At 61.7% G+C, this 13065-nt stretch carries 10 protein-coding genes and 1 tRNA gene; 9 read left to right on the top strand and 2 right to left on the bottom strand.

Going from position 1 to position 13065, the window contains the following annotated elements; genetic code table 11:
- Positions 1–150 precede the first annotated feature (150 nt).
- Together AC2YJX_RS02875 and AC2YJX_RS02870 are read left to right on the top strand one after the other, a co-directional pair.
- A complete protein-coding gene (locus AC2YJX_RS02875; RefSeq protein WP_487255231.1) occupies positions 151–957 on the top strand; it encodes a TatD family hydrolase in 807 nt (268 codons plus the stop codon).
- Positions 954–1628, top strand: a complete 675-nt coding sequence (locus AC2YJX_RS02870; RefSeq protein ID WP_055393961.1) for an ankyrin repeat domain-containing protein — start codon at positions 954–956, stop codon at positions 1626–1628. The genes AC2YJX_RS02875 and AC2YJX_RS02870 overlap by 4 nt, the downstream gene beginning before the upstream one ends.
- A gap of 104 nt (positions 1629–1732) precedes the next feature.
- Here AC2YJX_RS02870 and msbA read toward each other — a convergent pair whose 3' ends face one another.
- Positions 1733–3538: a lipid A export permease/ATP-binding protein MsbA gene (gene msbA / locus AC2YJX_RS02865; RefSeq protein WP_218299859.1), complete on the bottom strand. Its 1806-nt coding sequence runs from the start codon at positions 3536–3538 to the stop codon at positions 1733–1735.
- 187 nt (positions 3539–3725) lie between these two features.
- Here msbA and tolB point away from each other — a divergent pair, with 187 nt between their 5' ends.
- From tolB to AC2YJX_RS02840, 5 genes are all read left to right on the top strand, one after another.
- Positions 3726–5045 (top strand): Tol-Pal system beta propeller repeat protein TolB, encoded by a 1320-nt coding sequence (tolB, locus tag AC2YJX_RS02860; RefSeq protein ID WP_121506180.1) that lies wholly within the window; start codon positions 3726–3728, stop codon positions 5043–5045.
- Between the two features lie 44 nt (positions 5046–5089).
- Complete coding sequence (gene pal / locus AC2YJX_RS02855; RefSeq protein WP_055393955.1) at positions 5090–5629, top strand: peptidoglycan-associated lipoprotein Pal; 540 nt, start codon at positions 5090–5092, stop codon at positions 5627–5629.
- Positions 5629–6420 carry a tol-pal system protein YbgF gene (ybgF, locus tag AC2YJX_RS02850; RefSeq protein WP_121506181.1) on the top strand — a complete coding sequence of 264 codons (792 nt, stop codon included), beginning with the start codon at positions 5629–5631 and terminating at the stop codon, positions 6418–6420. The genes pal and ybgF overlap by 1 nt, the downstream gene beginning before the upstream one ends.
- On the top strand, positions 6420–7241 hold the full coding sequence (locus tag AC2YJX_RS02845; RefSeq protein ID WP_487255230.1) for a tRNA threonylcarbamoyladenosine dehydratase: 822 nt from the start codon (positions 6420–6422) through the stop codon (positions 7239–7241). The genes ybgF and AC2YJX_RS02845 overlap by 1 nt, the downstream gene beginning before the upstream one ends.
- Positions 7242–7285: 44 nt before the next feature.
- Positions 7286–7361 (top strand) — tRNA-Lys (locus AC2YJX_RS02840).
- Between the two features lie 130 nt (positions 7362–7491).
- Here AC2YJX_RS02840 and AC2YJX_RS02835 read toward each other — a convergent pair.
- The gene (locus AC2YJX_RS02835; RefSeq protein WP_055396675.1) at positions 7492–8550 is read right to left on the bottom strand and encodes an AI-2E family transporter; all 1059 of its coding nucleotides are present in this window, start codon (positions 8548–8550) and stop codon (positions 7492–7494) included.
- A gap of 243 nt (positions 8551–8793) precedes the next feature.
- On the opposite strand from AC2YJX_RS02835, the gene AC2YJX_RS02830 reads away from it, so the two are divergent.
- Positions 8794–11673, top strand: coding sequence for a 2-oxoglutarate dehydrogenase E1 component (locus tag AC2YJX_RS02830; RefSeq protein ID WP_055396677.1), 2880 nt, complete (start codon positions 8794–8796; stop codon positions 11671–11673).
- Between the two features lie 51 nt (positions 11674–11724).
- On the top strand, positions 11725–12999 hold the full coding sequence (odhB, locus tag AC2YJX_RS02825; RefSeq protein WP_121420343.1) for a 2-oxoglutarate dehydrogenase complex dihydrolipoyllysine-residue succinyltransferase: 1275 nt from the start codon (positions 11725–11727) through the stop codon (positions 12997–12999).
- The last annotated feature ends 66 nt before the right edge of the window (positions 13000–13065 follow it).

Genomic DNA, 13065 nt, shown 5'->3' with positions numbered 1-13065 from the left:
GGCGCCGCCACCGTGCCGACCTGCGCAGGCTGGTCGGCATTTTTTATGGGCGCCTACGACGAGGGAGCTGATGGCGTATCTTTACTCCAGAGCGCTGCGCCGCCTTTGATGGCCCGCGTTGCGCCCCAGAAACGATTAATTTGAAACCGCATGTTCACTGATTCGCACTGCCATCTCAATTTTCCGGAACTGGTGAGCCAGCTGCCCGCCATCCGCCAGGCCATGGCCGAGGCACAGGTCACCCGGGCTCTTTGCATCTGCACCACGCTGGAAGAATTCGACGGGGTACATGCCCTGGCCATGGCGCACGACAACTTCTGGAGCACGGTGGGGGTGCACCCCGACAACGAAGGCATTGCCGAGCCATCGGTGCAGGATCTGCTGGACCGTGCTGCCCTGCCGCGCGTAGTGGCCATTGGCGAAACGGGGCTCGACTACTACGGCATGGAAGACCGCAAGGGCGGGCGCAGCATCGCCGATCTGGAGTGGCAGCGCGACCGTTTTCGCAACCACATTCGCGCGGCCCGGGTGTGCGAAAAGCCCTTGGTCATCCATACGCGCAGCGCGTCGGACGACACCCTCGCCATCCTGCGCGAGGAAGGGGAGGATGGCCCCGGTAACCGGGCCGGCGGCGTTTTTCACTGCTTTACCGAATCGATGCAGGTGGCGCGTGCGGCGCTGGATCTGGGCTACTACATTTCTTTCTCGGGCGTCGTGACCTTCAAGAGCGCCCAGGAGCTGCGCGATGTGGTGGCCTTTGTGCCGCTGGACCGCACGCTGATCGAAACCGACAGCCCCTATCTGGCGCCCGTGCCGTATCGCGGCAAAACCAACAATCCCTCGTATGTGCCCTATGTGGCCCGGCAGGTGGCCGGGACCAAGGGGCTGACGCTGGAAGAAGTGGCCGAGGCCACCAGCCGCAACTTCGACATTCTGTTCAAGGGAGTGACCGCATGATTTGCCATCGCCGCAATGCGCTGGCCACCCTGGCGCTGGGGCTTGCCGCCCCCGGCATCTGGGCCGGAGCCTATGAGGATTTTTTTGTCGCCATCCTGCGTGATGACGATGCTGCCATTGCGGCGCTGTTGCGCAGGGGTTTTGATCCCAATACGCGCGACCCGAAAGGGCAGGTGGGCCTGACCATCGCTTTACAGAATGGGTCGTCCAAAGCGTTTGCAGCCTTGCTGGCATCCAGCCAGGTGAACGTGGAAGCCCGCAATGCGCAGGACGAAAGTCCCTTGATGATGGCGGCCCTCAAGGGCAATCTGGAAGCCGTCAAGGCGCTGCTGGCACGCGATGCAGATGTGAACAAGACAGGCTGGGCGCCCTTGCACTATGCGGCCTCTGCAGGTTCGCGCCAGCATGTGGCCATCATCGCGTTGCTGCTGGAAAACCATGCCTACATCGACGCCACATCACCCAACGGCACCACGCCCCTCATGATGGCGGCGCAATACGGTTCCAACGAGGCCGTTCAGCTGCTGCTGGATGAGGGCGCGGACCCCACGCTCAAGAACCAGCTGGGGCTCACGGCTGCCGACTTTGCCTTGCGGGTGAGTCGTACCGAATCCGCCGACAAAATCGCCGCAGCCATCCGCAAGCGCCAGCCCAACCGGGGCCGGTGGTAGACGTAGCGCTGGGATCGGCCGTTGTCGCGCGCCGGTTAGCGCGCAATAGCGCGCAATAGCACGCAATAGCACGCAATAGCACGCAATAGCACGCAATAGCGTGTTCAGTGCAATGCGGCGGTTTCGCCCGAGGCCGGCCGGGCCTGCAGGCGTGCGTACAGTCCGCCCATCGCCATCAGCTCAGCGTGTGTGCCTTGTTCGGCAATGCGCCCACGCTCCATGACGATGACCCGGTTGGCATGCTCGATGGTGGACAGGCGGTGCGCAATGACCAAGGTGGTACGTCCCTGCATCAGGCGCTGCAGGGCGTCCTGTACCAGCCGTTCGGATTCGGTGTCCAGCGCCGAGGTGGCTTCGTCCAGGATCAGGATGGGGGCGTCCTTGTACAGCGCCCGCGCAATCGCCAGCCGCTGGCGCTGCCCCCCCGACAACTGCGTGGCATTGTGACCCACCACCGTGTGCATGCCCTGGGGGAGTGCTGCCACGTGTTCGGCCAGGTTGGCGGCCGCCAGGCACGCCTGCACGCGTGCTTCATCCACCGCGTGCCCCAGTGCCACGTTGGCCGCAATGGTGTCGTTGAACATCACCACGTCCTGGCTCACCATGGCGAATTGCGAGCGCAGCGATCCGAGGTCCCACTCTGGCAACGGGTTCCCGTCGACCAGGATTTCACCCGAAGCGGGCGTCACAAACCGTGGCAACAGGTTGACCAGCGTAGTCTTGCCGGCCCCGGAGGGGCCGACCAGGGCGACGATTTCGCCAGGCTCCACGCGCAAGCTGATGTGGTCCAGTGCAGGGGCGTGGTCAGGGCCAAACGACACCGTGACCTGCTTGAGTTCCAGCGCCCCCTGGGCGCGGTCCTTGCGGAACTGGCCGCCCGCTTCGGCTCCGGTGTCTCCCAGCAGTGCCAGCCCCCGCTCCAGGGCGGCAACACCCCGCGTGATCGGGCTGGCGACATCGGCAAGGCGGCGTATGGGCGCAATAAGCATCAGCATGGCCGTGATGAATGACACAAAGCCGCCGACGGTGACATCCTTGGCGTCCACGGTGCCACGGCTCTGCCACAGGGCAATGCAGATCACTACGGAGAGCGCAGCAGCGGCGAGTAGCTGCGTCAGCGGCGTCATGGCTGCGGAGGCGATGGTGGACTTGATCGCCAGGCGTCGCAGGCTCTGGCTCAAGGCGGCGAAGCGCCCGGCCTGGCCAGGCTGCGCGCCATGCAGCCGGACCATGCGGTGGGCCAGCACGTTTTCTTCCACCACATAGGCGAGTTCGTCGGTGGCCTGCTGGCTGCTTTTGGTCAGGTGGTAAAGGCGCCGGGACAAGGTCTTCATGATCCACGCCACGCCCGGCACGACCACGGCGACGATCAGCGTGAGCTGCCAGTTGAGGTACAGCAGGTACACCAGCAGCGCCACCAGTGTGAATCCGTCGCGCGACACCCCTAGCAGTGCCTGTACGAGCAGGGTTGCGCCGGTTTGCACCTCGTACACCACGGTGTTGGACAGCGTGCTGGCCGACTGGCGCGAGAACAGGCCCATCTCGGCAGCCAGCACCCTGTCAAACAGCGACTGGCGCAGCGTCAGCATGCCTTCGTTGGCAATGCGTGCCAGTGCGTACTGGCCGACGAACTGGGCAACGCCCCGCACAAAAAACACGCCCAGGATGGCCAGTGGCACCATCCACAGTTGGAGGGTGCCTTGCGTGAAGCCCCGGTCCAGCAGGGGCTGCAGCAATGCGGGAATCAGCGGCTCGGTGATCGCGCCGACGAGGGTGGCAACAACGGCAAGGCTCCAGGCCATTCGCTGGTTGCCAAAGTAGACAGACAGTCGGCGCAGGCGTGTGGCCAGGCTTGCAGCGGGCGGGGAGGGAGTGTTGGGAGGCGCGGCGCCCGTATCTGTGGCTTGCATGTGGCCCGGATTCTACGGTTGTGGGCGGTCAAGGTGCCGGTGAGATATTTCTGCGCAGCAGGTTGTGGACTGCAAGAAATCGGTGCGAATAGGTTTGGAGGTCGCACGTTTTGTCACAGGGGTTTCCCCGCTGTGTGTAACATTCGGGTTTGCCTTTCGGCATTTGTTCGGCCACCGCTGGATGCCAATGACCACAGATCGAATCCCAACACACCCATCCCCTGCGGCCTTGCCGCATCCCTTGCGCCGCCACATGCTGGCTGCGCTGATCTCGACCCCCGCACTCCCCGCCCTCGCGCAATTTCGCGTTGAGGTCACGGGTGTTGGTTTGACCCAGTTGCCCATCGCAATTGCGCCGTTCCGGGGCGAGGCGCAGTCTCCCCAGAAAATATCGGCCATCGTCCAGGCCGACCTGGAGCGCAGCGGACAGTTCCGCGCGGTAGACGCCTCCGGCGCGGTGCTGGACGAAACCGCGCGCCCGGATGTCGCACTGTGGCGCCAGAAGAGTGCGGACTCCCTGGCTACTGGCAGTGTGACGCGCCTGGCAGATGGGCGTTTCGATGTGCGCTTTCGCCTTTGGGATGTGGTGAAGGGGCAGGACCTTGGTGGCCAAAGCTTTGTGGTCACCCAAGGCGATCTGCGCCTGGTGTCGCACCGCATTGCGGATTTCATCTATGAAAAGCTGACGGGCGAGCGCGGCATTTTCTCCACGCGTATCGCCTATGTCACCAAGACAGGCTCCCGGTACAGCCTGTGGGTGGCAGACGCTGACGGAGAGAATGCCCAATCGGCACTGTCGAGCCCGGAGCCCATCATCTCCCCTGCATGGTCGCCCAACGGGGGGCAACTGGCCTATGTGTCGTTTGAATCGCGCAAGCCGGTGGTCTATGTGCATGATGTGGCCTCCGGCCGCAGGCGTCTGATTGCCAATTTCCGGGGGTCCAACAGTGCCCCTGCCTGGGCTCCGGATGGTCGATCCCTTGCCGTGACGCTCAGCCGTGACGGGGGATCTCAGCTCTACACCATCGACGCCAACGGTGGCGAGCCGCGCCGCCTCATGCAAAGCGCTGGCATCGACACGGAGCCCATGTTCTCCGGTGACGGCCGCAGCATCTACTTTGTCAGCGACCGTGGTGGTGCGCCGCAGATCTACAAGGTCTCCACATCTGGCGGCAACGCGGAACGTGTGACGTTTACCGGCAGCTACAACATCTCCCCCAGCGTCAGCCCCGATGGCCGCTGGCTGGCCTACATCTCCCGTGTCGGTGGGGCTTTCAAACTGCACGTGATGGACCTGTCCTCGGGCACTGTGAATGCGGTCACCGACACAACGGCAGATGAGAACCCCAGCTTTGCCCCCAATAGCCGCCTTATCGTTTATGCCACCCAGCAGCAAGGGCGTGAAGCGCTCATGACCACCACGCTGGACGGCAAGATCAAGGCCCGGCTCGCGGGGCAGGCGGGCGATATCCGTGAGCCCGATTGGGGCCCGTTTCAAAAGCAATGAACTTATCAGCACTTTCAAGTATCAAGTTTTCAGGAGAATTTTGGATGATCAAACGTTTTACCCTTGCCCTTACCGTTGTCGCCCTCGTTGCCGGATGCAGCTCTGGCGTGAAGCTGGACGATGTGCCGGTCGAAGACAAGAACGCCACGTCTACCATGGGTGGTAATACTGGCGCCAACTCTGGCAATACCGCGCAGAGCGGTGTTGCTGGTGTGGACCTCGGCCAGTCGGGCCGCGATGCTGCAGGCCCAGTGGGCGTGAGCCGTATCGTTTATTTTGATTACGACAGCTACGTGATCAAGCCCGAATTTCAGTCGCTGATCGAGGCGCACTCTCGTTTCATCAAGGCCGGCACCAATCGCAAGCTGATGATTGAAGGCCACACGGACGACCGAGGTGGTCGTGAGTACAATCTGGCGCTCGGCCAGAAGCGCGCCGAGGCAGTGCGCCGTTCGCTGGCTCTGCTCGGCGTGCAGGACAGCCAGATGGAAGCTGTGAGCTTTGGCAAGGAAAAACCAGCAGCCCAAGGCAATTCTGAAGACGCGCACGCCCAAAATCGCCGGGCTGAACTGTCCTATCGTTGATGCGCACGATTTCTTTGTCCTACCCGCTCAAGGCGCTGGCGGCAGTGATGCTGTCCGTGGCCTTGCTGCCCACGGGCCATGCCGCAATTTTTGAGGATGGCGAAGCCCGCCGCGCCATTCTCGAAATGCGGCAGCGCGTGGATGGCATGCAACTGTCTCAGCAACGGTCCGCAGAGGAAGTGCGCAGGCTCAGTGAAGAGAACGCCCAGCTGCGGCGCAGTCTGCTGGATCTGCAAGGTCAGATTGACACGCTGCGCACGGAGCAGTCCACACTTCGCGGCCAGAACGAACAGCTGTTGCGCGATGCTGCCGACCTGCAGCGGCGCCAGAAAGACATCGCCCAGGGGGTAGACGAGCGCCTGCGTCAGTTTGAACCTGTGAAGGTGACCTTGGACGGCCAGGAGTTTCAGGCAGATCCTGCTGAGAAAAAGGACTTTGAAGCCGCACTGGCCGTGTTTCGTTCAGGCAAGTTTCCAGAAGCTGGGGCAGCATTTGCAGCCTTTGTGCGGCAGTATCCGCGCAGCGGTTTTGTACCGTCTGCGCGCTTCTGGCTTGGGAATGCCCAATACGCTACCCGGGACTACAAGGAAGCCATTGGTAATTTCAAGCTGATGCTGTCTGATGCCCCGGCTCATGCGCGGGCGCCAGAGGCGGCTTTGTCCATTGCCAACTGCCAGATTGAACTCAAAGACACGCGAACTGCCCGCAAGACCCTGGAAGACCTTGTGCGCGCCTACCCGCAGTCCGAGGCGGCTGTGGCGGCCAAAGAGCGCCTTTCCCGATTGAAGTAATGGTCGGCGAAGCGCCTTTGCAAGTCCCGGCAGGGAATGTTGAAGATGCATCGCTGGAGCGTCGCTTTGGCGGACTGGAACGGCTGTACGGCGTACAAGGCGCTCGGCGTATCCGCCGGGCGCATGTGGTGGTGGTGGGTGTCGGGGGGGTGGGTTCTTGGGCTGCTGAAGCCTTGGCACGCAGTGGAGTGGGCCAGATCACGTTGATCGACCTCGACCACGTGTCCGAGTCGAACATCAATCGCCAAATCCATGCACTTACCGATACCGTCGGCCAGGCCAAGGTTCTTGCAATGCGTGATCGGATTGCGCAAATACACCCTCAATGCAGCGTCCACTGCGTGGAGGAATTCGTGGATGCAGACAATTGGCCTGGTTTGCTTCCGGAGTCCGTTGATGCGGTGATTGATGCGTGTGATCAGGTGCAAGCCAAAACGACCATCGCGGCCTGGGCTCAGGCCCAGAAGGCTCTGCATATCACGGTCGGGGCGGCTGGCGGTAAGCGCCATGCGCACAAAGTGGATGTGGATGATCTTGCTTTGACGACCCACGATCCTCTGCTGGCGCAACTGCGCTATCGCTTGCGCAAGCACCATCGGGCGGCCCGTGATGGCAAAAAAATCGGAGTGACCTGCGTCTTCAGCAGAGAAGCCGTGGCGCCTCCCGATGCGTCCTGCAATGTGGATGGCGACGGTTCTCTGAACTGCCATGGATACGGTTCGGTCGTTGCAGTGACGGCGACCTTTGGTCAGTGCGCTGCAGGGTGGGTGTTGGACAAACTTGCCGCAACTTCCAAAAACACTGAAAAAACGACGCTATAATTCAAGGCTTTGCAGCAGTCAGTCATGATTGATTGCAACCGGTTGGGACGTTAGCTCAGTTGGTAGAGCAGCGGACTTTTAATCCGTTGGTCACAAGTTCGAATCTTGTACGTCCTACCACCCGAATCCAGGCGCCAGTCTTTTGGCGTAAACAAAGGCCTCCTTGCGGAGGCCTTTGTTTTTTGTGATCCGCACGTTCAATGCAGCGCCATGTTATTCATGGCCCCGATTGTTGTATCACTCCATTTTGCTACGCGGATTCAGTGCTGGCGCTGGGGGAAAACAGGTCCCAGCTCGCAATGAAAAGCGCCGCAATAACTGGTCCTATCACGAAGCCCGTCAACCCAAAGAGCGCCATGCCTCCCAGCGTGGATATCAGCACAACGTAGTCTGGCATCTTGGTGTCCTTGCCCACCAAAATCGGACGAAGGACGTTGTCAACGAGTCCTATAACGCCAACGCCAAACGCAGTCAGCACCACGCCTTGCCAGACCGCACCCGTGGCCAGGAAGTAGATTGCCACCGGTACCCAGATCAGCCCCGCTCCCACGGCGGGAAGCAGCGACAGGAAGGCCATGGAAACCCCCCACAGCACGGGGCCCTGGATGCCCAGGATCCAGAAAATCAAACCGCCCAGCGCTCCTTGGGAGGCTGCCACGACAATGTTGCCTTTGACCGTGGCGCGAATGACGGTGGTGAACTTGCTGACCAGTTGCCGCTTGTGTGTTTCGTCCAGGGGGGTGGCCTGGCCAATACGCAAGGCCAGGCTCGATCCGTCACGCAACAGGAAGAACAGCAGATAGAGCATGATGCCGAAGCTCACGATGAACTGCAGCGTGTTCTGGCCAATGCTCAGTGCCTGTGTGGCCACAAACTGGCTGGCCTGGACGGCGACGGAAGAGAACTTTTGTTGCAGCTCGCCAACGGTCGTGAGATTCAACCGGTCCAACAAATTGGCGGCCCAGGCGGGCAGGGCGGCGATCACCTGCTGTAGGTAGAGTCCAAAATTTAGCTGGCCCGACCGCATCCGTTCATAGATTATCGTGGCTTCCTGGGCCAGGGATACCGTGATCGCTGTCATGGGAAGGATGACCACAATAAGGCACAGTCCCAGAGTACACAGCGCTGCAAGATTGCGCCGCCGGGGCATGCGCCGCAACAGTTTGCGGTGCAGGGGGGCAAACAAGATGGCCAGGATGACGCCCCAGAAGACCGCGCCGTGGAACTGCCAAAGGATGGCTCCAAAGGCGATGGTGACAAGGGCCAGCAGCAGCAAAAAGACTTTGTTCTGGAGGGTGGGTGGCGTCATGAGGGTAGGTGGCAATGAGATACCCGGAATGTACGCGAGCCAGGTTTGTAGCCGCTTGTTGCGCCAGCGTGTCAGCACCGGCCCCACCATTTCCGTAGGGCGGTCGGCCATTCGGTGGCACAATGGCGCCCGTACCAAGGCCCTTCCCCAGCCACAGTCGCATCCGCCAATCGGTTCAGCCGTGTCGCGGAAGGTTTCTCAACCAGCTAATGCTTTCCCAAGGAAAGCGGAGGTCAGCGGAATATGAGCGATACGACGTCCGTCTATCAAGCCTACCAAGGCAACACTTACCTCTTCGGCGGCAATGCGCCCTATGTCGAAGAGATGTACGAGAACTACCTCGCCAACCCAGGTAGCGTGCCAGACAATTGGCGCGAGTACTTTGATGCACTTCAACATGTGCCTGCGGTGGATGGCAGCAATGCCAAAGACGTCCCCCACCTCCCCGTCATCAACGCTTTTGCCGAGCGCGCCAAACAGGGCGGCACCAAGGTTGTTGTGGCAACGGGTGCGGACTCTGAGCTGGGCCGCAAGCGCACTGCCGTTCAGCAGCTGATCGCTGCCTACCGCAACGTGGGCCAACGCTGGGCTGATCTGGATCCCCTCAAGCGCACCGAGCGCCCCGCCATTCCTGAACTCGAACCCTCTTTCTATGGTTTCAGCGACGCTGACCAGGAAACGGTGTTCAACACGAGCAACACGTTCTTCGGCAAAGAGTCGATGCCCCTGCGCGAGTTGATCAACGCGCTGCGCGAAACATACTGCGGCTCCATCGGCGCCGAGTACATGTATGCCACTGACCAGAACCAGAAGCGCTGGTGGCAGGAAAAGCTGGAAAAGATCCGCAGCAAGCCCAGCTTTGGTGTGGACAAGAAAAAGCAGATCCTGGACCGCCTGACGGCCGCCGAAGGCCTGGAGCGTTTCCTGCACACCAAGTACGTCGGCCAGAAGCGTTTCTCTCTTGAAGGGGGTGAAAGCTTCATCGCCGCCATGGACGAGCTGATCCAGTCTGCCGGTGCCAAGGGCGTTCAGGAAATCGTGATCGGCATGGCCCACCGGGGTCGTCTCAATGTGCTGGTCAATTCGTTGGGCAAGATGCCCAAGGACTTGTTCGCCGAGTTCGACCACACCGCTCCCGAAGACCTGCCAGCCGGTGACGTGAAGTACCATCAGGGCTTCAGCTCGGATGTGACCACCCCTGGCGGCCCGGTCCACCTGTCGCTGGCATTTAATCCTTCCCACCTGGAAATCGTGAACCCCGTGGTCGAAGGGTCCGTGCGTGCCCGCATGGACCGCCGCGCCGACCCGCACGGCAAGCAGGTGCTGCCGGTGCTGGTGCATGGTGATGCTGCCTTTGCCGGCCAGGGTGTGAACCAGGAAACCCTGGCTCTGGCCCAGACCCGTGGCTACTACACGGGTGGCACGGTGCACATCATCATCAACAACCAGATCGGTTTCACCACCTCCGACCCGCGTGATACGCGCTCCACGCTGTATTGCACCGACATCGTCAAGATGATCGAGTCGCCCGTGCTGCACGTGAACGGTGATGACCCCGAAGCCGTGGTGCTGGCCACCCAGCTCGCCCTGGAGTTCCGCATGGAATTCAAGAAGGACGTGGTGGTGGACATCATCTGCTTCCGCAAACTGGGCCACAACGAGCAGGACACCCCGGCTCTGACCCAGCCGCTGATGTACAAGAAGATCGGCCAGCACCCTGGCACGCGCAAGCTCTATGCCGACAAGCTGGCGGCACAGGGCCTGGGTGAGTCGCTGGGCGACGATATGGTCAAGGCCTATCGTGCCGCCATGGATGCCGGCAAGCACACGGTCGATCCCGTCCTGACCAACTTCAAGAGCAAGTACGCCGTGGACTGGAGCCCGTTCCTGGGCAAGAAGTGGACGGACGCTGGCGACACGGCCATTCCTCTGGCTGAGTGGAAGCGCCTGGCCGAGAAGATCACGACCATTCCTGAGAGCGTGACGCCACACCAGTTGGTCAAGAAGGTCTATGACGACCGCGCTGCGATGGGCCGTGGCGAGATCCCCGTGGACTGGGGCATGGGCGAGCACATGGCATTTGCATCGTTGGTGGCCAGCGGCTACCCCGTGCGCCTGTCGGGCGAAGACTGTGGCCGTGGCACGTTCACGCACCGCCACTCGGTTATTCATGACCAAAAGCGCGAGAAGTGGGACATCGGCACCTATGTGCCACTGCAGAATGTGGCCGAGAATCAGGCTCCGTTCGTTGTGATCGACTCGATCCTGTCGGAAGAAGCGGTGCTGGGCTTTGAATACGGCTACGCCTCCAACGACCCCAACACCCTGGTGATCTGGGAAGCGCAATTCGGCGACTTTGCCAACGGTGCGCAAGTCGTGATCGACCAGTTCATCGCTTCGGGTGAAGTGAAGTGGGGCCGCGTCAACGGCATCACGCTGATGCTGCCACACGGCTACGAAGGCCAGGGCCCTGAGCACAGCTCCGCCCGCCTGGAACGCTTCATGCAGCTGTCGGCCGACGCCAACATGCAGGTGGTGCAGCCCACCACCGCCAGCCAGATCTTCCATGTGCTGCGGCGCCAGATGGTGCGTGATCTGCGCAAGCCGCTGATCATCATGACGCCCAAGTCGCTGTTGCGTAACAAGGATGCGACTTCGCCGCTGTCCGAGTTCACCAAGGGCAGCTTCCAGACGGTGATTCCCGAGCAGGATGAAGCCATCGTCAAGAAGGCAGCCAAGGTCAAGCGTGTGATCGCCTGCTCCGGCAAGGTGTACTACGACCTCGTGAAGAAGCGCACCGAGCGCGAAGACGACGATGTGGCCATCATCCGCGTGGAGCAGCTCTACCCCTTCCCGCACAAGGCATTTGCCGCTGAAATCAAGCGCTACCCCAATGCCACCGACGTGGTGTGGTGCCAGGACGAGCCGCAGAACCAGGGCGCCTGGTTCTTCGTGCAGCACTACATCCACGAGAACATGCTCGAAGGCCAGAAGCTGGGCTATTCCGGCCGCGCGGCTTCCGCGTCACCTGCCGTGGGCTACTCGCACCTGCACCAGGAACAACAAAAGGCGCTGGTGGACGGCGCGTTTGCCAAGCTCAAGGGTTTTGTCCTGACCAAGTAAGGCCAGCTGCGACCCGATAACAGAACAAAACCCCATTCCGAAAGAATTGATATGGCTATCGTAGAAGTCAAAGTCCCCCAGCTGTCCGAATCCGTGGCCGAGGCCACCATGCTGACGTGGAAGAAAAAGGCCGGTGAGGCTGTGGCAGTGGATGAGATCCTGATCGAGATCGAAACCGACAAGGTGGTGCTTGAAGTGCCGGCCCCGTCGGCTGGTGTGCTGGCTGAAATCATCCAGGGCGACGGCGCCACCGTGGTGGCCGAGCAGCTCATTGCCAAGATCGATACCGAAGGCAAGGCCGGCGCGGCCGCTCCTGCCGCCGCTGCTGCAGCACCCGCTGCCGCCACGGCATCGGCTCCCGCCCCCGCCCCAGCGGCTGTTGGCGGCTCCAAGGGCGACGTGGCGATGCCCGCTGCCGCAAAGCTGCTGGCCGAGAACAACCTGTCCGCATCGGCTGTGGCCGGCAGCGGCAAGGATGGCCGCGTGACCAAGGGTGACGTGCTCAGCGCTGTGGCTGGTGGTGCCGCCAAGGCTGCGGTGGCTGCCCCAAGCGCCATCCCCACGGGCGTGCCCACCAAGGCACTGCCCCAGGTGTCGGCCCCGGCCGCCAAGGAAGACCTGGGCGACCGCCCCGAGCAGCGCGTGCCGATGAGCCGCCTGCGCGCCCGCGTGGCCGAGCGCCTGCTGCAGTCGCAATCGACCAACGCCATCCTGACCACGTTCAACGAAGTGAACATGGCGCCGGTGATGGACATGCGCAAGAAGTTCCAGGACACGTTCACCAAGGAGCATGGCGTGAAGATCGGCTTCATGAGCTTCTTCGTGAAGGCTGCCGTGCACGCCTTGAAGAAGTACCCCGTGCTGAACGCCTCGGTCGATGGCAACGACATCGTTTACCACGGCTACTTCGACATCGGTATCGCCGTGGGCTCGCCCCGTGGCCTGGTGGTGCCTATCCTGCGCAATGCCGACCAGATGAGCTTTGCCGACATCGAGAAGAAGATCGCCGAATTCGGCAAGAAGGCCGCTGAAGGCAAGCTGGGCATTGAAGAAATGACCGGTGGCACGTTCTCGATTTCCAACGGTGGCACCTTCGGCTCGATGATGTCCACGCCCATCATCAACCCGCCCCAGTCGGCCATCCTGGGCGTGCACGCCACCAAGGACCGCGCTGTGGTGGAGAACGGCCAGATCGTTGTGCGCCCGATGAACTACCTGGCCATGTCCTACGACCACCGCATCATTGACGGCCGCGAAGCCGTGCTGGGCCTGGTGGCGATGAAGGATGCGCTGGAAGACCCATCGCGCCTGCTGTTCGACATCTAACCTCCTGACCGCATGGACCCACCCGCGTGGCCGACCTCTGGTTGTGCCCGCCGGTGGGTCTTTCTC

The sequence above is a fragment of the Acidovorax sp. SRI_002 genome, assembly GCF_057586455.1.
The sequence above is the reverse complement of the archived record's forward strand: the minus strand, read 5'-3'. Positions and strand labels throughout refer to the sequence as shown.